Here is a 22,041-nt window from a genome sequence, read left to right on the forward strand (position 1 = left end):
TCGTCGTGCGGACCGTGCAGCCCCAGGCGTTCAGGGTTCCTTCGAAGACGCCGTCGCCGAAGAAGTCGCCGTCCCGGCGCCCCCACGCGCCGCGGCGCCGGCGTAGGCCGTACCGGCGGCGCAGGTGGCGAAGGCGGGGAGCCGCCGATGTCCGGGGACCGCCGGTGGAGGTCCGGGGGCAACGGCCGCCGATCCGGGGCATCACGTTCGGGAGGCGCGCCGTCGCGGTCCGTCGAAGCGGCACCATCGTGCGCGGGAAAGGCGCTACGTTCCGTAGACGTGGCAGCACGTTCGGTTGGTGCAGCGGCAGTGGAGGCGGCGCGAGCGGAGGCTCCGCGGTCCCGCCCGGAGCGCGCGGGGTGGGCCAACGAGCACCTCCGGTCACGAATCGACGTCACAGACTTGACGCCGGGGATGAGAACGCTAACACTCTCGACATACAACCGCGACGGCCAATGTAACCGAGGCCGGTGCGAGGTACCTCCATCGCCACACACCCCGGCGGTGGAGCGGTCCGCCCTTGAATGTGAACGTTCACTCGAACTGCACCAGACACCCCGTGAGGAGAAGGCGTAGTGCTGAAGAAGTGGTCCGCAGCCGTGCTCGGCGGCCTGTTGATGGTCGGCACGCTCAGCGCGTGCGGCGGCGAGAGCGACGATGCCGGTAGCGGCACGAAGGACGACGGCAAGATCACGATGGGCTTCGCGCAGGTCGGCGCGGAGAGCGGTTGGCGCACGGCCAACACCAAGTCGATCCAGGAGGCCGCCACCGCCGCCGGGATCGAGCTGAAGTTCTCCGACGCGCAGCAGAAGCAGGAAAACCAGATCAAGGCGATCCGCAGCTACATCGCGCAGAAGGTGGACATCATCGCCTTCTCGCCGGTCGTCGAGTCGGGCTGGGACACCGTGCTCAAGGAGGCCAAGGACGCCAAGATCCCGGTGATCCTGACCGACCGCGCGGTCGACTCGAAGGACACCACGCTCTACAAGACCTTCATCGGCTCCGACTTCGTCCTCGAGGGCAAGAAGGCCGGCGAGTGGCTGGTCAAGGAGTACACCGGCAAGACCGACACGGTGAACATCGTCGAGCTGCAGGGCACCACCGGTTCGGCGCCCGCCAACGACCGCAAGTCCGGCTTCGCCGACGTCATCAAGGCCGACCCGAAGTTCAAGGTCATCGCCTCGCAGACCGGTGACTTCACCCGCGCCAAGGGCAAGGAGGTCATGGAGGCCTTCCTGAAGGCCAACCCGAAGATCGACGTGCTCTACGCGCACAACGACGACATGGGTCTCGGCGCGATCGAGGCGATCGAGGCGGCCGGCAAGAAGCCTGGCGTCGACATCAAGATCATCACGGTCGACGCGGTCAAGGACGGCATGACCGCCCTCGCCGCCGGCAAGATCAGCTACATCGTCGAGTGCAGCCCGTTGCTTGGCCCTCAGCTGATGGACCTGGCCAAGAAGGTTCTCAAGGGTGAAACGATCCCGCAGCGCGTGCTGACCGAGGAGTCCGCGTTCACCCCGGAGCAGGCCAAGGCCGCGCTCCCGGACCGCAAATACTGAGAGGCGCAAACATGGGGACCGCACTGCTGAGCATGAGCGGCATCAGCAAGCAGTTCCCCGGCGTCAAGGCTCTTGAGGGTGTGGATTTCCGCCTGTACCAAGGGGAAATCCACGCCCTCATGGGCGAGAACGGCGCCGGGAAGTCGACGCTGATCAAGGTGCTGACCGGCGTCTACGACATCGACGAAGGTGAGATCGCGCTGGACGGCGCGCCGGTGCGGTTCGCCGGACCGCAGCAGGCCACCGAGGCCGGGATCAGCACCGTGTATCAGGAGGTCAATCTCTGCGCGAACCTGTCCGTCGCGGAGAACATCTTCATCGGCCGGGAGCCGACCCGCTTCGGCCGGATCCAGTGGGGCGTCATGCGGCGCCGGGCCACGGATCTGCTCCAGCGCCTGGAGCTCGACCTCGACGTCACCGCACAGCTGTCGACCTACTCCCTCGCCGTCCAGCAACTCGTCGCGATCGCCCGCGCCATCGACGTCGACGCGAAGGTCCTCGTCCTGGACGAGCCGACCTCCAGCCTCGACGCCACTGAGGTCGCTCAGCTGTTCCGGATCATGCGGCAGCTCAAGGCGCAGGGCATCGCGATCGTGTTCGTCTCGCACTTCCTCGACCAGATCTACGAGATCTGCGACCGGATGACGATCCTGCGCAACGGCAGGCTCGTCGGCGAGCACCTCGTCGCCGACATCAGCCAGCTGCAGCTGGTCAGCCTCATGATCGGCAAGGAGCTGGCACTGCTGGAGCGGCTCGAGGACGCCGGCAAGCGGTCCTTCACCACCGCGAGCGCCGTGGCCCAGGCACACGACCTCGGGCGCTCCGGCGCCGTCGAGCCGTTCAACCTCACCATCCACCAGGGCGAGGTCGTCGGCCTCGCCGGCCTGCTCGGCTCCGGCCGCACCGAGCTCGCCCGGCTGTTCTTCGGCGCCGACCGCGCCGACAGCGGCCGGCTGGAGATCGACGGCAAGCCCGTCACGCTGCACGGGCCGCGCACCGCCATGGCCCACGACATCGCCTACTGCTCCGAGAACCGCAAGACCGAAGGCCTCGTCGAGGAGCTGTCGGTCCGGGAGAACATCATCCTGGCCCTGCAGGCCGCCCGCGGCTGGACCCGCCCGCTGCCCCGGCGGCGCCAGGACGAGCTCGTCCAGAAGTACATCGACGCGCTCAACATCAACCCGAAGGACCCCGAGCTGCCGGTGCGCAACCTCAGCGGCGGCAACCAGCAGAAGGTCCTGCTCGCCAGGTGGCTCATCACCGAGCCGCGGCTGCTCATCCTCGACGAACCGACCCGCGGCATCGACATCGGCGCCAAGGCCGAGATCCAGCGCCTGGTCGTCGAGCTCTCCGACGGGGGCATGGCGGTGCTGTTCATCTCCGCCGAGCTGGAAGAGGTGCTGCGCCTGAGCCACCGCATCGGCGTCCTGCGCGACCGGCGCCTCGTCACCCAGTTGGAGAACACCGACGCGGTCGACCTGGACCGCCTCACCGAGACGATTGCGAGCGGCACCTGATGGCGGCGATCACCAAGCACAGGCTGTTCTGGCCGGCGGCGATCCTCGTGGTGCTGCTCGTCACCAACGTGTTCTTCTCCGGCGGCTTCTTCAAGGTCGAGTTCCGCGACGGTCACCTGTACGGCAGCGTCATCGACATCCTGCGCGCCAGCGCGCCGCTCGGCCTCGTCGCGCTCGGCATGACCCTGGTCATCGCCACGGGGGGCATCGACCTGTCCGTGGGCGCCGTCGTCGCGATCGCCGGGGCCCTGGCGTGCCTGCGCATCAGCGGCCTGGACGACCAGAACAGCGTCGCCGGCGTCCTGCTCGCCGTCGGGCTCGCGCTGCTGCTGTCCCTCGCGCTCGGCGTCTGGAACGGGTTCCTCGTCGCCACCGTCGGCATCCAGCCGATCATCGCCACGCTGATCCTCATGGTCGCCGGCCGGGGCCTCGCCCAGCTCATCACCGACGGGCAGATCATCACGATCAACAGCAGCCCGTACAAGATGATCGGCGCCGGCTACTGGCTCGGCCTGCCGCTGTGCGTCATCATCGCGGTCGGCGTCGCCGTGATCGCCGCCCTGATCGTGCGCCGCTCGGCCCTCGGCCTGCTGCTGGAGTCGGTCGGCGGCAACGCCGAGGCGTCCCGGCTCGCCGGGATCAAGTCGCGCTGGCTGATCCTCATCGTCTACGTGTTCGCCGGGCTCTGCGCCGGCATCGCCGGGCTGATGATCAGCTCCAACGTGTCCAGCGCCGACGGCAACAACGCCGGCCTGCTCATCGAGCTCGACGCGATCCTCGCCGTCGTCATCGGCGGCACGTCGCTGTCCGGCGGCCGGTTCTCGATCGCGGGCACCGTCCTCGGCGCGGTCATCATCAAGACCCTCGACATCACCATCTACACCGTCGGCATCCCGCCCGAGGTGACGCTGCTGTTCAAGGCGGTCGTCGTGGTTGTCCTGTGCCTGGCGCAGGCGCCGAAGTTCCGCGAGAAGTTCCAGCGCCGCCGGCCGTCCGCGCCCGCCCCGCAGGCGCCGCAGAAGGTGGAGGTGACGGCATGACGACCGACTTCGCGGTGCTCAGCAAGCGGGTGTTCCGCAGGCCGCAGCAGCGGCACATCCCGGTGCTGGCGACCCTGGCACTGCTGTGCGCCATGTACGTCGCCGGCATCGTGCGGTACACCGGGTTCAACGATACCCAGATCATCCTCAACGTCTTCATCGACAACGGCTTCCTGCTCGTCGTCGGCGTCGGCATGACGTTCGTGATCCTGACCGGTGGCATCGACCTGTCGGTCGGTGCGGTCGTCGCGCTCACCACGATGATCTTCGCGTCGCTGGTGCGGGCCGGCTGGTCACCGGTCGCGGTGCTGCCGGTGGTGCTGCTCGTCGGCGCCCTGATCGGCCTGGCGATGGGCTGCATCATCCACTTCTTCGACATCCAGCCGTTCATCGCCACGCTCGCCGGCATGTTCCTGGCCCGCGGGCTGTGCTACGTCATCAGTACCGAGGCGATCCGGATCGACAACGCGCTCTGGACGTCCCTGGCGGACTACAAGATCCGCTTCGGCGGGTTCCACATCTCGTGGAGCGTCGTCATCGCACTCGTCGTGGTGCTCATCGGGGCGTACGTCCTGGCGTACACCAGGCTCGGCCGCAACATCTACGCCCTCGGCGGCAACCAGCAGTCGGCGATGCTCATGGGCCTGCCCGTCGGGCGCACGAAGATCGCCGTCTACACCATCAGCGGGCTGTGCTCCGCGCTCGGCGGGGTCCTCCTGACGTTCTACACCTCCTCCGGCTACGGGCTGCACGCCCTCGGCATGGAACTCGACGCGATCGCGGCCGTCGTCATCGGCGGGACCGTCCTCACCGGCGGCTCGGGCTTCCTGTTCGGCACCGTGCTCGGAGTCCTCGTGCTCGGCCTCATCCAGACCATCATCACGTTCGAGGGCACCCTCAGCTCGTGGTGGACCAAGATCGTCATCGGTGCGTTGCTGTTCGCGTTCATCGTGCTGCAGCGGGCCGTGGCGCGGAGAACAACATGACGAGATACGTAGTCGGAGTCGACTTCGGCACCCTGTCCGGCCGGGCCGTCGTGGTCCGGGTGGCCGACGGGGCCGAGGTGGGCACCGCCGTCCACGAGTACCGGCACGGCGCGGTCGAGCGGACCCTGCCGGCCACCGGCGAGGCCCTGCCACCGCACTGGGCGCTGCAGATGCCCACCGATTGGGTGGACGTGCTGCGGCACGCGGTGCCCAAGGCGTTGGAAGGCATCGACGCGACCCAGGTGGTCGGCATCGCCACGGACTTCACGGCGTGCACGTTCCTGCCGGTGCTCGCCGACGGTACGCCCCTCGGCGACCTCCTGCCGGACCGACCGCACGCCTACCCGAAGCTGTGGAAGCACCACGCCGCGCAGCGCCAGGCGGACCGGATCAACCGGCTCGCGCAGGAGCGGGGCGAGCCGTGGCTGGCCCGCTACGGCGGGAAGCTGTCGGCGGAGTGGCAGCTCGCGAAGGCGCTGCAGGTCCTCGAGGAGGACCCGGAGGTGTACGCGCGGGCCGACCGCTTCATCGAGGCCGCCGACTGGATCGTGTGGCAGCTGACCGGGGTGGAGACCCGCAACGCGTGCACCGCCGGGTACAAGGGCGCCTACCAGGACGGCGGCTACCCGTCCCGGGACTACTTCGAGGCGCTGCACCCGGGCTTCGGCACGTTCGTGGACAAGGTCGACGGCCCGCTGTCGCCGCTCGGCGGGCTCGCCGGCCGGCTTACCGCCGAGGCCGCCGCCTGGACCGGGCTGCCCGAGGGGATCGCGGTCGCGGTCGGCAACGTCGACGCCCACGTCACCGCCCCCGCCGCGCAGGCCGTCGAGGCGGGGCAGCTGGTCGCCATCATGGGCACCTCCACGTGCCACGTGATGAGCGGCGCCGCCCTCGCCGACGTGCCCGGCATGTGCGGCGTCGTCGCCGACGGGATCGTCCCGGGCCTGTACGGCTACGAGGCCGGCCAGTCCGGCGTCGGCGACATCTTCGGCTGGTTCGCCTCCTTCGCCTCCGCGGAGCACGACGAGCTCACCGCCGCGGCCGCCGCGCAGCGCCCCGGCCAGCACGGCCTGGTCGCGCTGGACTGGCACAACGGCAACCGCTCGGTGCTGGTCGACCACCACCTGTCCGGCGTCATCGTCGGGCAGACCCTGGCGACCCGGCCGGAGGACCAGTACCGGGCGCTGATCGAGGCGACCGCCTACGGCACCCGAACGATCGTGGAGACCCTCGAGGCCGCCGGCGTGCCGGTGACCGAGTTCATCGCCGCGGGCGGGCTGCTCAAGAACGCGTTCCTGATGCAGGTCTACAGCGACGTGCTGCGCCGCCCGATCAGCGTCATCGACTCCGAGCAGGGCCCGGCGCTGGGCTCGGCGATCCACGCCGCGGTCGCCGCCGGCGAATACCCGGACGTGCGCGCCGCCGCGGCCGCGATGGGCAAGGTCAAGCGGGCCGTCTACACGCCCGACGAGGCCGCCGCGGATGTCTACGACCGGCTCTACGCCGAGTACCGGCAGCTGCACGACTACTTCGGCCGGCCCGAAGGCAACCAGGTCCTGCACCGCCTCCGGGAGCTGCGCGAGGAGGTGGCCCGGTGATCTCCGCAATCAGGGCCGAGGTGTGCGAACTGCACCGGGAGCTGATCCGCTGGGGCCTGGTCACCTGGACCTCCGGCAACGTGTCGGCTCGCGTACCCGGCGAGGACCTCCTCGTCATCAAGCCGTCCGGGGTCAGCTACGACGACCTCACCCCCGACGCGATGGTGATCTGCGACCTGGACGGCAAGCTCGTCGAGGGGGAGCACGCACCGTCGAGCGACACCGAGGCGCACGCGTACGTGTACCGGCACATGCCGCACGTCGGCGGGGTCGTGCACACGCACAGCCCGTACGCGACGGCGTGGGCCGCGCGCGGCGAGCCGATCCCGTGCTCGCTCACCGCGATGGCCGACGAGTTCGGCGGTGACATCCCGATCGGGCCGTTCGCCCTCATCGGCTCCGACGCGATCGGCCGCGGCATCGTCGAGACGCTGACCGGGCACCCGTCGCCGGCGGTGCTGATGCTGCAGCACGGCCCGTTCACCATCGGCGCCACCGCGAAGGCGGCGGTGAAAGCGGCGGTGATGTGCGAGGACGTCGCCAGGACCATGCACTACGCCCGGCAGCTCGGGACCGTCGACCGGCTGCCGGAGCAGGCCGTCGCGTCGCTGCACGACCGCTACCAGAACGTCTACGGCCAGCCCCAGGGCGGGCAGAGGAGCACATCATGACGCACGAGGTCTGGTTCCTGACCGGCAGCCAGGGGTTGTACGGCCCCGAGACGCTCGACCAGGTCGCGGCCCAGTCGAGGCAGATCGCGGCGACCCTCGACGAGTCGCCGGACATCGCGGTGCGGGTGGTGTGGAAGCCGGTGCTGACCAGCGCCGGTGACATTCTGAAGACCTGCCTCGCGGCCAACGCCGACGCGCAGGTCGTGGGCGTGGTCGCGTGGATGCACACGTTCTCCCCGGCCAAGATGTGGATCTCCGGGCTGGACGCGCTGCGCACGCCGCTGCTGCACCTGCACACGCAGGCGAACGTGGCGCTGCCGTGGGCGGACATCGACATGGACTTCATGAACCTGAACCAGGCCGCGCACGGCGACCGCGAGTTCGGCTACATCCAGTCCCGGCTCGGGGTGGCCCGCAAGACCATCGCCGGGCACGTCACCGACCCCCGGGTCACGGCGCGCATCGGTGCGTGGGCGCGGGCGGCGGCCGGGTACACGGAGATGCGGTCGCTGCGCCTGGCCCGTTTCGGCGACAACATGCGCGACGTCGCCGTCACCGAGGGCGACAAGGTCGAGGCGCAGCTGCGCTTCGGCGTCTCCGTCAACACCTACGGCGTCAACGATCTGGTCGAGGCCGTCGACGCGACGCTGGACGCCGACGTGGACAACCTGGTCAAGGAGTACCACGACACCTACCGGGTCGCCGATGCCCTGAAAGCCGACCGGGCGGGCTCGCTGCGCTACGCGGCCCGCATCGAGCTGGGCCTGCGCGCGTTCCTGACCGCCGGCGGGTTCAAGGCGTTCACCACGAACTTCGAGGACCTCGGCGGGCTGCGGCAGCTGCCGGGCCTGGCGGTGCAGCGGCTCATGGCCGACGGCTACGGCTTCGGCGGCGAGGGCGACTGGAAGACCTCCGTCCTCGTGCGCACGCTGAAGGCGATGGCGCCCGGCGGTGGCACCTCGTTCATGGAGGACTACACCTACGACCTGACCCCGGGCAGCGAGGTCATCCTCGGCGCACACATGCTGGAGGTGTGCCCGAGCATCGCGCTGGACACCCCGTCGTGCGAGATCCACCCTCTCGGCATCGGCGGCCGCGAGGACCCGGTCCGGCTCGTCTTCGACGCCACCCCCGGCCCCGCGGTGGTGCTCGGCCTGGCCGACCTGGGGGAGCGGTTCCGGCTCGTGGCCAACGAGATCGACGTGGTCGCCCCGACCGCGCCGCTGCCCAAGCTCCCGGTCGCGCGCGCGGTGTGGAAGCCCCGGCCCGACCTGTCCACGTCGGCCGAGTCGTGGCTCACCGCAGGCGGACCGCACCACACGGTGTTGTCGTTCGCCGTCGGTACCGAGGAGCTTCAGGACCTCGCGGAGATGACGGGCACCGAACTGCTGGTGATCGACGGCGACACCACGGTGCGGCAGTTCACCAAGGAGGTTCGCTGGAACCAGGCGTACCATCGCCTGGCCCGTGGCTTCTAAAATCGGCGTGCGTTCCGTTTGCGGAACTGGTGAGGTGGGTGCATGACTGTACGAATCAGGCACATCACCGTCGACTGCGCGAAGTGCTACGACCTGTCGCTGTTCTGGGCCGCCGTCACCGGGTTCCGCGAGAACCCTGACGACCCGAACCTGCCCGAGCACACCGAGGCCGCTCTGGAGGCCCCGGACGGCTCGGCCGGGATGCTGTTCATCCAGGTGCCGGAAGGCAAGGCCGGCAAGAACCGCATCCACCTCGACCTGCAGCCCACCGACGCCGGCCGGGACGCGGAGGTCCAGCGGATCCTCGGCCTGGGCGCCACCATCGTCGGCGACTTCCGCAAGGAGGACGGCACCGGCTGGGTCACCATGGCCGACCCCGAGGGCAACGAGTTCTGCGTGGAGCGCAGCGCCACTGAACGCGCAGCTGGGCGCGCCGCGTCCTGACCTGTCCCTGCGCCGTTTCTTGCGGGCGGCGCAGGGACAGCTTGCATTTGCTGTGCCCAGCGCCGCTGGTGCGTGCTTGCTTCACGCTCGTTCAGGGCGGACGATGCAGCCATGCAGCGCGAGGAGCACAGCCTCACCGGTGGCGGCGGCGTCCGCATCGTCTACGACGCCTGGACGCCGTCGAGTGTCGAGGGTGTCGTCGTGCTCTCCCACGGCATGGGGGAGCACGCCCGGCGCTATGACCACGTCGTGGCCCGCCTCGGCGAGCTCGGCCTGGCCGTCTACGCACCCGACCACCGCGGCCACGGCCGCTCCGGCGGCAAGCGGATGTATGTGCGCAGCATCGATGAGTACACCGCCGATCTGCACCTGCTCTTCGGCGAGGTCGCGACCCGTCACCCCGGCCAGGTCCCATTCCTGCTCGGCCACAGCATGGGCGCCATGATCGCGCTTGCCTACGCCCTGGAGCACCAGGCGTCGCTGCGGGCCCTCGCGCTGTCCGGCACCCCGGTCGTGCCCGGCTCCGGCATCGGCAAGCCGGCGATCGCCGTCGCCAAGGTCCTCGGCCGCATCGTGCCCGCCACTCCCGTGCAGGCCCTCGACTCGAACTTCATCTCCAAGGACCCGGCCGTCGTCGCCGCCTACGACGCCGACCCCCTCGTCTACCACGGCAAGGTCCCCGCCGGCGTCGGCGGTGCCATGCTCACCACGATGGCGATGTTCCAGCGCCGCCTGCCGTCACTGACGCTGCCGACGCTGGTGCTGCACGGTGCGGAGGACCGGCTCGTCGACCCGGCGAGCAGCCGCCTCATCGCCGACACCGCCGGGTCCCAGGACCTCACCCTGCACATCTACGACGGGCTGCACCACGAGGTCTTCAACGAACCCGAGCGCGACCGCGTCCTCGACGACCTGATCGCCTGGTTCAAGATTCACTGAGCTCACACCACGGTGCCGGCGTCCGGGTTCGCGCTCTTGTCCGGTGCGGGCGCCGGTGCCGGTGCAGGTGCGGGTGTGTTTCCGGGGCGGCGCAGGAAGATCGCGGCGGCCCCGCCGAGCGGGATCAGCAGCCAGCACGACAGCAGCCGGTAGAGCAGCACCGCCGCGGCTGCGGTGATCGCCGTCGCGCCCGAGGCGGTCAGGCCGGCGACCAGGGCGGTCTCGATCACGCCGATGCCGCCGGGCGACAGCGGCACCTGCCGCACGATCTGGACACCCAGGTAGATGCCGGCGAGGGCGGGCAGGTCCACCGGCAGCCCCAGCGCGTGCGTGCACGCCGCCAGGCAGCCCAGGTCCGTCATCCAGTTCAGGGCCGCGTAGCCGACGACCGCCCACCAGTCCCGCCCGCGCAGCCCCGCGCCGGCCCGCCACGCGTCCCGGGCCGAGACGAGCAGGCGCTGCACGTACCGGCGCAGACGCCCCTGCCGGACGGGTGGGCGTGGACCGGCCTGATCGGTGGGCGCCCCGTCGAACAACCGGCGGCCGACGAAGACCGCGGCGGCGGTCAACCCGATGACGGCCGCCACGACCACCAGGGGACGCCAGGTCAGCTCGGTCGTGGTGCTGCCGTACGCGAGCAGCGCCGCGCCGCCGCCGGCGTAGATGAGAGCCAGGCCGCCGATCGACGCCAGGCCGGACACGATCGCGGTGACCGCGCCGAGCTCCTTGGGTGCGCCGGCCCGCTCGTACTCCCGGATCGCATACCCCGTCGAGACCGCGGCGCCGGCCGGCACCGAGATCGAGATGGCGGTCCGGGCCAGGGTGATCGCCAGCACGCGGCGGCGGCGCATCCGGGCGCCGAGGACCGCGAACAGGTAGTGCTGCTGACCGGCGAACGCGGCGATCGACCCGACCTGCAGCAAGATGGCGAGACCGACCCAGCCGGCCTCGGCGCCGGCCAGGGCGGAGAGCAGCTCGTGCGGGTCCGGCAGCCGCCCGCGCAGCCCGATCGCCGCCAGGACCAGCACCGCGACGACCACGAGCAGCAGCCGCAGCCACCGGCTCCGCCAGGTGCCGGGTGCCGCGGTGTCCGGCGACGGCGACTCGGACGGCGGCCACGACATCGTCTGATCTTCCCAAACGGCGTGACCTCGGCTGTCCGCGCCCCCTGACGCCTTCCGGCGGCGGTCGCCGGCGCCTTCTGGCGGCGGTCGCCGGCGCCTCCTGGCGGCCTCTTGTCGCCGTTCGGCACCGAACGGCGGGGCGGTGTGTGGCCGATCAGCGGCGAGCGGTCGGCTCGGCGGCGGTTCGGCGCGCCGATACCGCCCGGCCCGGCCACGACCCGCGACGACGCGGTGACCGAGCGGCGCTGATCGGAATCGTTTTAGCTGCTGCCGGGCCGCATTGCAGGAGGTTAGGCTCCGTTCATGCAAGTGATACAACTCGATGCCGGTGCCTCGTCGGCGGTGCGGCCATGACGACGGCGGACGCGGCGGTCGTGGTGCTCGACGAACGCGACTACCGGTACGGTGCGGGACCGCTGCGGCTGCGGGTCGAGGCGGTGGACCGCTCCGGTGCGATCGCGTTCGACGGCGAGCCGTGGCTGCCGGTGCGCGGGGTGCGGCTGCGCCGCGACGGGACCGAGGTCGGCCCCGTGCAGGTGCTCGTCCGGGCGGCGCAACTGCCGCCGGGCTGACCCGGACGGCGTGACGCAGGCGACCACGCGGGCGGCTTCCGGAAACCCGGATCGACCCTCATGATCATGGCTGTGTTCTCCCGTACGCGTGCTCCGTTGGTCAGGGTCGCCGTCGCCTTGCTCGTCCTGCCGCTGCTGCTCGGCTGTGGCTGCTGCAACCTGCCGAACCTGATCTTCGACGAGATCTTCGGCGGGCAGCGGCACACGTTCACCGAACAGGACCTGATCGGTGACTGGTCCAGCGACTGCGGCGGCACGGTGAGCATCCGCGCGGACGGCACGGCGACCGTCACCGACCTGCCGGTCGACAGCGTGCGCAACGACGCCGGTGACCTGGTGGAGAACAAGGTCAACGGCGAGTTCCGGTGGCAGATCCAGCCGGAGTCCGACGACACCGACCAGGAAGTGCGCTTCACGACCCCGCAGCACGGCGAGGAGGTCTTCGCCGCCCACGCGGAACGCGACTGGACCGGCTTCGACGACCTCGAGTACTACCTGTCCACGCCGGACGAACCCATCTACTGCGTGCTGAGCAAGTGACGTCGCATACGAGCCGGACGCTTGGGGCATACCGCAGGCATGACCCTCGCACCGGCTACACCCGCCGGCACCGGCCGCCCGCCGACGCTGCTCATCCTCGGGGCCGGCGGTGACCTGACCACCCGGCTGCTGCTCCCCGGCCTGGCCGGGCTGCTGGCCCACGGCGGAGGCGCCGGCCTCACACTGGTCGGCTGCGGCACCGACGACTGGACCGACAGCCAGTGGCGCGAGCACGTCACCGCCGCGTTCGCCGACGGCGCCGCCACGGACGTGGTCCACTCGTCGCGATACCGCAAGGCCGACGTCACCGACCCCGCCGACCTCACCCGCCTGCTGCGCGACTGCGACGGCACCCCGGTGCTGTACTTCGCCCTGCCGCCGGCGGTGACCGTGCGGGCCTGCCAGGCACTGACCGGCATCGACGTGCCGGAGGGCACCCGCCTGGTGCTGGAGAAGCCGTTCGGCACCGACGCGGCCGCCGCCGCCGACCTCAACGGGCTGCTGACCAGGATCGTCCCCGAGCGGCAGATCTTCCGGGTGGACCATTTCCTCGGCATGTCGACGGTACTGAACATCCTCGGCCTGCGGTTCGCCAACCGTATCGTCGAACCCCTGCTCAGCAACGCCCACGTCCAGCAGGTCGAGATCGTCTTCGACGAGGACCTGGGGCTGGAGGGCCGGTCCGGCTACTACGACCACGCGGGCGCCTTGGTCGACATGGTGCAGAGCCACCTGCTGCAGGTACTCGCCCTGCTCACGATGGAGCCACCGGCCGCGCTGACCGCCGATGACCTGCGCGACCAGAAGGCACTGGTGCTGCGCGCGACCAGGGTCTGGCAGGACGACCCGGTGCGGTTCACCCGCCGGGCCCAGTACACCGCCGGCACCGTGGGCTCGCGGCAGCTCCCCGGGTACCGCGACGAACCCGGCATCGCGGCCGGCAGCAGCACCGAGACCCTCGCCGAGGTCGCCTTCACGGTCGACACGTGGCGGTGGGCCGGCGTGCCGTTTGTGCTGCGCTCCGGCAAGGCACTGGGCCGGCCACGCAAGGAGGTCGTGGTCACGTTCGCACCGCCACCGAAGGTGCCGGCCGGCTTCACCGGCCACGACCGGCCCGACCGGCTCCGCATCGGCCTGCACCCCGACCGCCTGCAACTGGACCTCAACCTCAACGGCCCCGGCGACCCGGCCCGGCTCGACCCCGTCACCTTGCAGGCCGACTTCGGCGCAGGCGCCCTCCTGCCCTACGGCGAGGTCCTCGACGGCGTCCTCACCGGCGACCCGACCCTGTCGGTGCGCGGCGACACCGCCGTGCAGTGCTGGCACATCATCCAGCCGGTCCTGGACACGTGGCGCGCGGACCGCGTACCCCTGCACACCTACACCGCAGGCAGCAACGGCCCCGCCGGCTGGCCCTCCTCGCTTGTTCCCTGACATGCCGTGTGGTTCCGCTCACGTGGCGTGATGGCGCTGGACGTGGGGGTGTGCGGGTTCGAGAATGGTGGGGTAGCGCCTACCGGGGGGAGGCGGCGCATGCCACGGCCGTATTTTTCTTTGGATGCACCGGATTCCGGGTCTTCGGGGTTGTCGGGTTCGATTGATTGGGATGCGCGTTTTGCTGCGCAGCGGGCTGCGTGTGTGCGGCGGCGTGAGGAGAGGTTGCGGGTTCGGGCGGAGTTCGCGGAGGCTCGGGCGTACGGGTTGGCGGCGCGTCATGCGACGAAGCTGACGCGGTTGCGGAACGCTCGGTTGTTGGCGGAGCTGGACGCTGCCGCGCCAACCCCGGCCCACCCCGCGCACGGCACTCCTGCGCGCCGGCCAGCGGTCGCCGCTCGCCCGCCAGTGCCTGAGGACCCGGCACCCGCGCCAGTTCGTCCCGCACCCCTGCCGGCACCCGCACCCGAGCCGCAGGCTACGGCACCCGCGTCAGTTCGTCCTTCGCCCGCTCCTGCGCCCGCCCCTGCCCCTGCGCCCGCGCCCGCCACTGTGCCTGCGCGTGACCCTGTGCCTGCGCTTGCTGCGGCGCGGGAGAGCCGGCGGCATGGACATGGGACCGCACCTGCTGGGCGTAACTCGCGGGGCAGTCGGCAGGCGTCCCCCGGAACGCATCCGGAGCGTCGGGCGCGGAGCTTTTCCTGTGTCGGTCGGGCGGGCCGACCGGGCGTGTCGTCGGGCCTTGAAGACCGGCTTCGCGGATCAGGCGTGGCGATCGGTCGTGGGCCGCCGGACGGTGAGTGGTCAGTGTTTCGCGGGGGTGGGGCAGGGCGGGTGGAATGCGGGGGCGGTGTGCGCCGTTACATCCGTTCATGAACGACGTCATGGCTGAGTACCGCAGGGGAGTCCTCTACTTCGACGCCGGCGACCCGATCGAGGCCGCGAAGATCCTCTGCGCTGTCCTGGACGAGGAGCCGGCGAACGCGGAGGTGCGGCTGTGGCTGGCCCGTGCGTACTTCGCCTCGGCGCAGCTGCACCGTGCCGAGACGCATCTGCGTGCGCTCGTGGACCGTGACCCGACCGACCATTACGCCCACCACTTGCTGGGGCGCACTTTGGAGCGGCAGAACAAGCCTCGCGAGGCGCTGCCGTTCCTGCGGCTGGCTTCGGCGATGGCCACTGTCCCCGACTATGCCGACGCCGTCCGTCGGGTGGAAGGCGCCTGCTGACCCATCCCGCCGACGCCGTTCGACGCGGCGGTCTGGGCTGGGCGGTCCGGGCTGGGCGGTCCGGGCTGGGCGGTCCGGGCGGGCAGGGCGGTTCAGCGGAGCAGCGCTGGTCAACGGAGCAGGGCTGGGCGGGGTGGTGGTGGGAGCAGGGCGATGGTGAGGGCGAGGAACGTGACGAGGGCGAGTCCGGTCAGGGCGCCGTCGCCGACCTCGTCCCAGTCGAACGGGTCGCTCCACCAGCTGTCGTCGACCCACCCTGCGGGCACATCTGCGTCCGCCGCGATCTGGAGCGGCGGCGGCGGGTGTACCAGCGGCGGCGGCAACCACGGTGGCTCGCGGTCCGGGCGATAGTCGGTCAGGTGGAGCGTTGAGACGTGGAGCACCTGGGTGGTTGGTGGTTCGGGGCTGAAGCGGAACTCGCCGCCGCGGGCCCAGACGACCGGCACGGCGAGTGCGACGAGCGCGGCGGCCGCGAGTGCCGTGCCCCGGCGTGAGCTGCGCAGGTTCTGGCAGGCAGTGACGGTGCCGGCCACCACCGCCAGCAGGACCGGGGCCGTGGCGAGGAGCAGGCCGGCGAGGTCGCGGGACTCCGTGACTGGGAGCTGGCCGTAGCGGTCCGCCTGCCACATCGGCCTGGTTGCTACCGCCGCGACCAGCGCGGTGACCGCGACGGTGCCGGCCGCCGCCAGGCGCGGGCGCCACCAGTCCGAGCCGCGACGCGGCCTGCGCCCGTCCAGCCTGCGTCCGTCCAGCCTGCGCCCGTCCGGCCGCGGCCCGTACGGCCTCGCGGAGGGCGGGTGCTGGGCGGGCGGGTGTGGGGTCAGGAGGCCGAGGTCGAGCGTGACAGGGCCGGTGGCAGGGTCGGGGGCGGGCGGGGGTTCCAGCAGGTCGAGCACCCGGGTACGGCGGTCCGCGTACCAGGTACGCAGGCGCGTCTCGAGCCGCACGCGCAGCGCGTGGAGCCGCTCCTCGGTGCCGTGCTCGGGCAGCAGTGCGGCCGCCGACAGGCCGAGGACCGCGGCCGTGAGCAGTGCCGCCTCGAGACGTGCCTGGCCAAGGGCAACGGGGGCCTCGGTGAGGAAGAACGGCCAGCCCAGGCCGCCGCCGCGGTACTCGACCTCGGCGACCAGTCCGGCCACGGCCGTCAGCCCGGACAGCAGGGCGAGGCTGCGCAGGGTGCCAGTTGCTGCACGTACCGTGTCGGCGATGGCGACCACGAGCAGTGATGCTGCGGTGAGGGTCGCCGACCATGGCACGGGGTGGTGGGTGAGCAGGCCCAGGATGTGCGCCGAAGCGAACGCCAGGACCAACCACCGTGACGCGTTGTCGACCAGCACGCCGGCGATCATGTCACCGGGTCGGCTGCCCCCGTGTCGGCTATCTGGGCGGGACCAGCGCAGATCGCTTGCTCGCGCCGGTCACAGGCCCTTCAGTAGCTCCGCCTTCAGGGCCGCGAACTCGGCGTCGGAGATGGCGCCGCTGGCGTGCAGGGCGGCCAGGCGTTGCAGCGCCTCGACCCGGTCCTGCGGCTGACCCGCAGCGAAAGGCTGGGCCGCGGCGAAAGGCTGGGCCGTGGCGGGAGGCTGAGCTGCGGCGAAGGACTGGGCCGCGGCTGCGTTGGTCTCGCGCAGGCGATTGGTCTCCCAGTTGAGCTGGTTGGTGCGGCGGTTCATCGCCTCGAGGTCGAAGCGCGGGTCGCCTTCCAGGTCGAAGATGACCTTCAGGGTGGACGCCTCGTACTTCACCTGGACGACGTCCGCCTCGACGGGCTTGCGCTCGGCGATGTAGAACGCCTGCCGGACGTGCGCCTGGAACGGGGCTCGATCCTGCGGCCGGACCTCCAGCACGAAGTCGTACCGGGGTTTCTCGTTGGAGCTGAACGTGGAGTGTTCCTTCGCGGACAACACCAGCGCCTGTGCGGTGAGGCCGTGCTTGCGGATCCGGCGGTTGTCGAACATGGCTGCACTGTAATGATCATTTCGGGCCGGCGGTCCTTCCGGCGGTGTCGGTGTTGCGACCGGCGCCACTCGCTGTGAGCGATCACAGCGATCGCGGCGCGATCGGCATCGATGGACTTCTTGACATCACAGTCATGGACGTCAACACTTCGTCATACCCCAGAAACATTCAGACCGCCGCCCGCAGGAGAGACTTGTGAGCGCTAACATCGAGCAGGACAGATGCGGATAGCCGCGATGACGGTACTGTCCGTCACAGCCGCGGGCGTCCTCGTGGCGCTCACCGGCGCGCCGGCCGCCGCCGCGACCGTGCCGACCGGGGCGGTGTCGCTGGAGTCCGTCAACTATCCCGGCCGGTATGTCCGGCACCTCGACCTCCTCGGCCGCATCGACCCGGTCACCGCCGCGAGCACCGCCCAGACGAAGGCGGACGCCACCCTCACCGTCGTCAACGGCCTCGCGTCGCCGGGCTGCTACTCGTTCCAGACGAAGAGCGGCCTGTTCCTGCGGCACCGGGACTTCCGGCTGCGGGTCGACGCCAACACCGGTGACCCGAGCTTCCGCGCGGACGCCACCTTCTGCGCCGCCGACGGCGACCGGGCCGGCTCGGTGTCGCTCGTCTCCTACAACTATCCGGCGCGACGGATCCGGCACCGGGACTTCGCGCTGTGGCTGGACCCGATCGCGGCGAACGCGGACAGCTCGTTCCGGGTCGTCGCCCCGTGGGCGCCGAAGACCGCCCGCAACCCGGTGATCCCGGGGCTGTTCGCGGACCCGCAGCTCGCCAGCTTCGGCGGCCGCTACTACCTGTACCCGACCACCGACGGGTACGCGGGCTGGAGCGGCACCTACTACAAGGCGTTCTCCTCCACCGACCTGGTCACCTGGACCGACCACGGCGTGATCCTCGACCTCGCGCCGGACGTGTCGTGGGCGGACAACTCCGCCTGGGCGCCTGCCGTCGCGACCGCGGGCGGCCGGTACTACCTGTACTTCAGCGGCGGACTCGCCACCGGCAACACCACCAAGCAGCTCGGTGTCGCGGTCTCCGCCTCGCCGACCGGACCGTTCCGCGACGCACTGGGCCGCCCCCTGGTGTCCGGCGGGCAGTTCCCGGGCGGGCAGGTCATCGACCCGGCGGTGTTCACCGACGACGACGGCCGGTCCTACCTGTACTGGGGGCAGGGCGTCGCCCGCACGGTCCCGCTGAACGCCGACATGATCTCGTTCGACCCGGCGCAGGTCCGCACGATCACGCCGGCCGGCTACAACGAGGCGCCGTTCGTGTTCAAGCGCAACGGCACCTACTACTTCATGTGGTCCGAGAACGACACCCGCAGCGAGGACTACCGCGTCGCGTACGCCACCGGGCCGTCGCCGCAGGGGCCGTGGACCAACCGCGGGGTCGTGCTGAGCAAACGTCTGGATCAGGGGATCCGGGGGACCGGGCACCACTCGGTCGTGCGGGCGCCCAGCACCGACGTCTGGTACATCGCCTACCACCGCTTCGCCGTGCCCGCCGGCAACGGCACCAACCGGGAGACCGCCATCGACCGGATGCAGTTCAACGCCGACGGCACCATCCAACCCGTCGTGCCCACGCTCTGAAATCCCCGCCTGAAAGCGAGACCCACACATGCTGAAACGGATGGGCACGTTCCTCGCGCTCGCCTGCCTGATCTTCGCGTCCTGGTCGGCCACCGCACCGGGGAAGGCCAACGCGCTCGACCCGTTCACCGGGTACCTGATGGTGCACTTCACCGGCGAGACCGCCAATGGTGAGCAGATCTACCTCGCGCACAGCAAGGACGGCCTGCACTGGAACGACCTGAACAGCAGCGGTCCGGTGCTGCTGTCCACGGTGGGCACCCGCGGCGTGCGCGACCCGGCGATCGTCCGTTCGCCCGCCGGCGACCGGTACTGGATCATCGCGACCGACCTGCGCATCGCCTCCGGTACGTCGTGGGGTGACGCGTCCAGCCGGGGCAGCACCTCGCTCGTCGTGTGGGAGTCCCGTGACCTGGTGGCCTGGTCCGCGCCGTGGCTGATCAACGTCGCGGGCGGCATCTCCGGCGCCGGTGACGCGTGGGCGCCCGAGGCGATCTGGAACCCGGCCACCAACGACTACGTCGTGTACTGGGCGACGAACTCGGCCCGCAACGGCGTGACCAAGCACCGGATCTTCGCCGTGCGCACCAGCGACTTCCGCACGTTCACCGCGCCGCAGCTGTATCTGGAGCGCGGCAGCGGGCAGGGCGTCATCGACACGCAGATCGTCGAGGTGCCCGGCAGCGTCGGCGGTTACCGGTATTACCGGGCCTCCGCCGACGGCCAGATCACCATCGAGGGCGGCAACGCGATCCTCGGCGCCTGGACCACCATCGGCAACCTGTCGCACCTGGGCATCTCCAACGGCGCCACCGGGGGCAACGTGGTCGAGGGCCCGATGTGGGCGCAGTTCAACGGTCGCAACGAGTGGAACCTGTGGCTCGACCAGTACGCCACCGGCCGCGGCTACATGCCGGTCAGCTCGACGAACCTGGGCAGCACGCAGAACTTCCGCACCCGCACCGACTACAGCCTCGGCACCGACCGCAAGCGGCACGGCTCGATCCTCAACCTGACCGCCGCCGAGGAGACCCGGGTCCTGGCGAAGTGGGGCACCACCGCGGCCGCCAGCCGCATCCAGCCCTACAACTACCAGGACCGGTACGTGCGGCACGCGAACTTCGACGTGCGCATCGACGCTTCGGTGAGCCCAGCGCAGGACGCGCAGTTCCGGATCGTGCCGGGGCTGGCCAACGCGTCGGGGTACGTGTCGTTCGAGTCGGTGAACTTCCCCGGGTACTTCCTGCGGCACTATGCGTTCGACTTCGTCCTGGCCGCCAACGACGGCACGTCGACGTTCGCCGGTGATGCCACCTTCCGGCAGGTCGCCGGGCTGGCGGACGCGTCGTGGTCGTCGTTCCAGTCGTACAACTACCCAGACCGCTACCTCAGGCACTCCAACTACCTGCTGAAACTGGAGACGATCGGCACCGCCCAGGCGCGCGGCGACGCCACGTTCCGCGTGACCGGAGCGTCGTGATGCGGGCCCTGAGAACGTTGCGGGACATGAGAGCGGCCGCGGTGCTCGTCCTGCTGGTGAACGCGCTCGCGGTCGCCGCGTCGGCACCGGAACCGGCGCAGGCGTGGAACAACGGCGTCGCGACCACCCCGCCGATGGGCTGGAACAGCTACGACTCTTACAACTGGAACGTCACCGAGGCGCAGGTGAAGGCGAACGCGGACTACATGCGCGACAACCTGCGCCAGTACGGGTGGCAGTACATCGTCGTCGACTGGGCCTGGTACTACCCGGGCAGCGGCACCGGCAGCCCGAACCAGGACGCCAACCTGCAGCCGCGGCTGCGGCTGGACGGCAACGGGCGGCCGCTGCCGGACACCGTGCGGTTCCCGTCCGCCGCCGGCGGCAACGGGTTCAAGCCGCTCGCGGACTACCTGCACGCCGCCGGGCTGAAGTTCGGCGTGCACCTGATGCGGGGCATCCCGCGCCAGGCCGTCGCCGACAACCTGCCGATTCTCGGCACCGGCTACACCGCGAACCAGATCGACAACACCACCACCGCGTCCTGGCTGAACCTCAACTGGGGCCTGGACATGAGCCACCCGGGCGCCCAGGCGTACCTCGACTCGCTGTTCCGGCTCTACGCGAGCTGGGGCGTCGACTACGTCAAGGTCGACGACATCGCCGCCCCGACCTACCGGCAGGCCGAGGTGGAAGGGTACCGGCTGGCGATCGAGCACAGCGGCCGGCCGATGGTGCTGAGCCTGTCCCCAGGGCCGACGCCCCTGGCCAGCGGCGCGCACGTGGCGGCCAACGCGCACCTGTGGCGGATCGTCAACGACCTGTGGGACAACTGGGGCTCCCTCGACGCCCTGTTCGACAAGCTGCGGGACTGGACCCCGTTCCGGTCCATCGGGGCGTGGCCCGACCCCGACATGATCCCGATCGGCCGGCTCGCCAAGCAGGGACCGGTCGGGTCACCGCGCTACTCCGGCCTCACCGCGGATGAGCAACGCACCCTGATGACGCTGTGGTCGATCAACCGGGCCCCGCTCATGTGGGGCGGCAACCTCACCGAGAACCGCGCGGCCGAGCTGGCGCTCATGACCAACGCCGCGGTGCTCGCCGTCGACCAGAACAGCACGAACAACCGGCAGCTGACCGGCGGGACCCGGCAGGTCTGGGCCGCGGACGTGCCCGGGAGCGACCACCGGTACGTCGCGCTGTTCAACCGGGAGTCCGCCGCCGCAACCGTCTCGGTCAACCTGGCCGACCTCGGCATCGGCTCGGCCACCGTCACCGACCTGTGGTCGGGTGCGAGCCTCGGCACCGTCACCGGGACCCTGGCACGGTCGATCCCGGCGCATGGCGCGGCGCTGCTCCGGGTGGCGCCGCAGACCACGGTGCCGACGACACCGGCGTACACCCTGACCGCCCGGCACAGCGGCAAGCTGGCCGACGTGTTCGACGGCGCGACCACCGACGGCGCCAACGTCGTGCAGTGGGCGGCGAACGGCCAGGCGAACCAGCGCTGGCAGTTCCGCGACGTCGGCGGTGGCTACTACCAGGTGGTGGGCGCCGCCAGCGGCAAGTGCCTCGACGTCAACGGCGGGGTGAGCGCCACCGGCGACGGCGTGAAGGTCGTGCAGTGGACCTGCCACACCGGCACGAACCAGCAGTGGCGGCTGCAGGACGCCGGCTCCGGCTACGTCCAGCTCGTTGCCCGGCACAGCGGCAAGTGCCTGGACGTGTTCAACGCGGCCACGAGCGACGGTGCCCAGCTCGTGCAGTGGACCTGCGGCGCGGGCGCCAACCAGCAGTGGCGGCGCGCCGCGGCCTGACCGGGACCCGGGGTGGCCGCGCGGTCACCCCGGGGCGGCGC

The 22,041-nt window shown here is 70.8% G+C and carries 20 protein-coding genes; 16 read left to right on the top strand and 4 right to left on the bottom strand.

Annotated elements, in window-relative coordinates:
• Positions 1 to 247, bottom strand: a 247-nt coding sequence (locus AB0K00_RS44335; RefSeq protein ID WP_363534573.1) for a hypothetical protein, incomplete at its 3' end; no start/stop codon positions are given.
• 370 nt (positions 248 to 617) lie between these two features.
• Here AB0K00_RS44335 and AB0K00_RS44340 point away from each other — a divergent pair.
• The 9 genes from AB0K00_RS44340 (at position 618) to AB0K00_RS44380 (ending at position 10,235) form a co-directional block, all read left to right on the top strand.
• The gene (locus AB0K00_RS44340; protein ID WP_363534776.1) at positions 618 to 1,562 is read left to right on the top strand and encodes an ABC transporter substrate-binding protein; all 945 of its coding nucleotides are present in this window, start codon (positions 618 to 620) and stop codon (positions 1,560 to 1,562) included.
• A gap of 11 nt (positions 1,563 to 1,573) precedes the next feature.
• Complete coding sequence (locus AB0K00_RS44345) at positions 1,574 to 3,079, top strand: sugar ABC transporter ATP-binding protein (protein WP_363534576.1); 1,506 nt, start codon at positions 1,574 to 1,576, stop codon at positions 3,077 to 3,079.
• Complete coding sequence (locus AB0K00_RS44350) at positions 3,079 to 4,119, top strand: ABC transporter permease (protein ID WP_363534579.1); 1,041 nt, start codon at positions 3,079 to 3,081, stop codon at positions 4,117 to 4,119. Before AB0K00_RS44345 ends, AB0K00_RS44350 begins: the two co-directional genes overlap by 1 nt.
• Entirely contained in the window at positions 4,116 to 5,105 is a 990-nt protein-coding gene (yjfF, locus tag AB0K00_RS44355) for a galactofuranose ABC transporter, permease protein YjfF (protein ID WP_363534582.1), read from the top strand. The genes AB0K00_RS44350 and yjfF overlap by 4 nt, the downstream gene beginning before the upstream one ends.
• Positions 5,102 to 6,703, top strand: coding sequence for a ribulokinase (locus AB0K00_RS44360; protein ID WP_363534585.1), 1,602 nt, complete (start codon positions 5,102 to 5,104; stop codon positions 6,701 to 6,703). Before yjfF ends, AB0K00_RS44360 begins: the two co-directional genes overlap by 4 nt.
• Positions 6,700 to 7,374 (top strand): L-ribulose-5-phosphate 4-epimerase, encoded by a 675-nt coding sequence (locus AB0K00_RS44365; protein WP_363534587.1) that lies wholly within the window; start codon positions 6,700 to 6,702, stop codon positions 7,372 to 7,374. The genes AB0K00_RS44360 and AB0K00_RS44365 overlap by 4 nt, the downstream gene beginning before the upstream one ends.
• Positions 7,371 to 8,852: an L-arabinose isomerase gene (gene araA, locus AB0K00_RS44370; RefSeq protein WP_363534590.1), complete on the top strand. Its 1,482-nt coding sequence runs from the start codon at positions 7,371 to 7,373 to the stop codon at positions 8,850 to 8,852. The genes AB0K00_RS44365 and araA overlap by 4 nt, the downstream gene beginning before the upstream one ends.
• Before the next feature lie 42 nt (positions 8,853 to 8,894).
• The gene (locus tag AB0K00_RS44375) at positions 8,895 to 9,296 is read left to right on the top strand and encodes a VOC family protein (protein WP_363534593.1); all 402 of its coding nucleotides are present in this window, start codon (positions 8,895 to 8,897) and stop codon (positions 9,294 to 9,296) included.
• A gap of 111 nt (positions 9,297 to 9,407) precedes the next feature.
• Positions 9,408 to 10,235, top strand: a complete 828-nt coding sequence (locus tag AB0K00_RS44380; protein WP_363534595.1) for a lysophospholipase — start codon at positions 9,408 to 9,410, stop codon at positions 10,233 to 10,235.
• A gap of 2 nt (positions 10,236 to 10,237) precedes the next feature.
• Here AB0K00_RS44380 and AB0K00_RS44385 read toward each other — a convergent pair whose 3' ends face one another.
• Complete coding sequence (locus AB0K00_RS44385; protein WP_363534598.1) at positions 10,238 to 11,359, bottom strand: lysylphosphatidylglycerol synthase transmembrane domain-containing protein; 1,122 nt, start codon at positions 11,357 to 11,359, stop codon at positions 10,238 to 10,240.
• A gap of 350 nt (positions 11,360 to 11,709) precedes the next feature.
• Between AB0K00_RS44385 and AB0K00_RS44390 the strand changes: the two genes are divergently transcribed.
• The 4 genes from AB0K00_RS44390 (at position 11,710) to AB0K00_RS44405 (ending at position 15,134) form a co-directional block, all read left to right on the top strand.
• Positions 11,710 to 11,931, top strand: coding sequence for a hypothetical protein (locus tag AB0K00_RS44390; protein ID WP_363534601.1), 222 nt, complete (start codon positions 11,710 to 11,712; stop codon positions 11,929 to 11,931).
• 66 nt (positions 11,932 to 11,997) lie between these two features.
• Positions 11,998 to 12,471, top strand: coding sequence for a hypothetical protein (locus AB0K00_RS44395; protein ID WP_363534604.1), 474 nt, complete (start codon positions 11,998 to 12,000; stop codon positions 12,469 to 12,471).
• A gap of 39 nt (positions 12,472 to 12,510) precedes the next feature.
• Positions 12,511 to 13,905: a glucose-6-phosphate dehydrogenase gene (locus tag AB0K00_RS44400; protein ID WP_363534607.1), complete on the top strand. Its 1,395-nt coding sequence runs from the start codon at positions 12,511 to 12,513 to the stop codon at positions 13,903 to 13,905.
• An 872-nt stretch (positions 13,906 to 14,777) separates the two neighbouring features.
• Positions 14,778 to 15,134, top strand: a complete 357-nt coding sequence (locus tag AB0K00_RS44405) for a tetratricopeptide repeat protein (protein WP_363534610.1) — start codon at positions 14,778 to 14,780, stop codon at positions 15,132 to 15,134.
• Positions 15,135 to 15,244: 110 nt separating this feature from the next.
• Here AB0K00_RS44405 and AB0K00_RS44410 read toward each other — a convergent pair whose 3' ends face one another.
• Positions 15,245 to 16,471 carry a hypothetical protein gene (locus AB0K00_RS44410; protein WP_363534613.1) on the bottom strand — a complete coding sequence of 409 codons (1,227 nt, stop codon included), beginning with the start codon at positions 16,469 to 16,471 and terminating at the stop codon, positions 15,245 to 15,247.
• 81 nt (positions 16,472 to 16,552) lie between these two features.
• The gene (locus AB0K00_RS44415; RefSeq protein WP_363534616.1) at positions 16,553 to 17,092 is read right to left on the bottom strand and encodes an SHOCT domain-containing protein; all 540 of its coding nucleotides are present in this window, start codon (positions 17,090 to 17,092) and stop codon (positions 16,553 to 16,555) included.
• Positions 17,093 to 17,329: 237 nt separating this feature from the next.
• On the opposite strand from AB0K00_RS44415, the gene AB0K00_RS44420 reads away from it, so the two are divergent.
• The 3 genes from AB0K00_RS44420 to AB0K00_RS44430 are packed head-to-tail and all read left to right on the top strand — an operon-like array spanning position 17,330 to position 22,000.
• Positions 17,330 to 18,700, top strand: coding sequence for a family 43 glycosylhydrolase (locus tag AB0K00_RS44420; protein WP_363534619.1), 1,371 nt, complete (start codon positions 17,330 to 17,332; stop codon positions 18,698 to 18,700).
• A 40-nt stretch (positions 18,701 to 18,740) separates the two neighbouring features.
• Positions 18,741 to 20,180: a glycoside hydrolase family 43 protein gene (locus tag AB0K00_RS44425; protein WP_363534622.1), complete on the top strand. Its 1,440-nt coding sequence runs from the start codon at positions 18,741 to 18,743 to the stop codon at positions 20,178 to 20,180.
• A 26-nt stretch (positions 20,181 to 20,206) separates the two neighbouring features.
• Positions 20,207 to 22,000, top strand: a complete 1,794-nt coding sequence (locus tag AB0K00_RS44430) for an alpha-galactosidase (protein WP_363534625.1) — start codon at positions 20,207 to 20,209, stop codon at positions 21,998 to 22,000.
• The last annotated feature ends 41 nt before the right edge of the window (positions 22,001 to 22,041 follow it).

The organism is Dactylosporangium sp. NPDC049525 (assembly GCF_040676755.1).
Lineage (GTDB): Bacteria > Actinomycetota > Actinomycetes > Mycobacteriales > Micromonosporaceae > Dactylosporangium.

Bases quoted from the DNA above. Each gene is read 5' to 3' on its own strand.
- AB0K00_RS44400 (WP_363534607.1), top strand. From the start codon at position 12,511: ATGACCCTCGCACCGGCTACACCCGCCGGCACCGGCCGCCCGCCGACG.
- AB0K00_RS44380 (WP_363534595.1), top strand. From the start codon at position 9,408: ATGCAGCGCGAGGAGCACAGCCTCACCGGTGGCGGCGGCGTCCGCATC.
- AB0K00_RS44430 (WP_363534625.1), top strand. From the start codon at position 20,207: ATGAGAGCGGCCGCGGTGCTCGTCCTGCTGGTGAACGCGCTCGCGGTC.
- AB0K00_RS44385 (WP_363534598.1), bottom strand. From the start codon at position 11,359: ATGTCGTGGCCGCCGTCCGAGTCGCCGTCGCCGGACACCGCGGCACCC.
- AB0K00_RS44425 (WP_363534622.1), top strand. From the start codon at position 18,741: ATGGGCACGTTCCTCGCGCTCGCCTGCCTGATCTTCGCGTCCTGGTCG.
- AB0K00_RS44390 (WP_363534601.1), top strand. From the start codon at position 11,710: ATGACGACGGCGGACGCGGCGGTCGTGGTGCTCGACGAACGCGACTAC.
- yjfF (WP_363534582.1), top strand. From the start codon at position 4,116: ATGACGACCGACTTCGCGGTGCTCAGCAAGCGGGTGTTCCGCAGGCCG.
- AB0K00_RS44340 (WP_363534776.1), top strand. From the start codon at position 618: ATGGTCGGCACGCTCAGCGCGTGCGGCGGCGAGAGCGACGATGCCGGT.
- AB0K00_RS44415 (WP_363534616.1), bottom strand. From the start codon at position 17,092: ATGTTCGACAACCGCCGGATCCGCAAGCACGGCCTCACCGCACAGGCG.
- AB0K00_RS44395 (WP_363534604.1), top strand. From the start codon at position 11,998: ATGGCTGTGTTCTCCCGTACGCGTGCTCCGTTGGTCAGGGTCGCCGTC.
- AB0K00_RS44405 (WP_363534610.1), top strand. From the start codon at position 14,778: ATGAACGACGTCATGGCTGAGTACCGCAGGGGAGTCCTCTACTTCGAC.
- AB0K00_RS44350 (WP_363534579.1), top strand. From the start codon at position 3,079: ATGGCGGCGATCACCAAGCACAGGCTGTTCTGGCCGGCGGCGATCCTC.
- AB0K00_RS44360 (WP_363534585.1), top strand. From the start codon at position 5,102: ATGACGAGATACGTAGTCGGAGTCGACTTCGGCACCCTGTCCGGCCGG.
- AB0K00_RS44345 (WP_363534576.1), top strand. From the start codon at position 1,574: ATGGGGACCGCACTGCTGAGCATGAGCGGCATCAGCAAGCAGTTCCCC.
- AB0K00_RS44420 (WP_363534619.1), top strand. From the start codon at position 17,330: ATGACGGTACTGTCCGTCACAGCCGCGGGCGTCCTCGTGGCGCTCACC.
- araA (WP_363534590.1), top strand. From the start codon at position 7,371: ATGACGCACGAGGTCTGGTTCCTGACCGGCAGCCAGGGGTTGTACGGC.
- AB0K00_RS44375 (WP_363534593.1), top strand. From the start codon at position 8,895: ATGACTGTACGAATCAGGCACATCACCGTCGACTGCGCGAAGTGCTAC.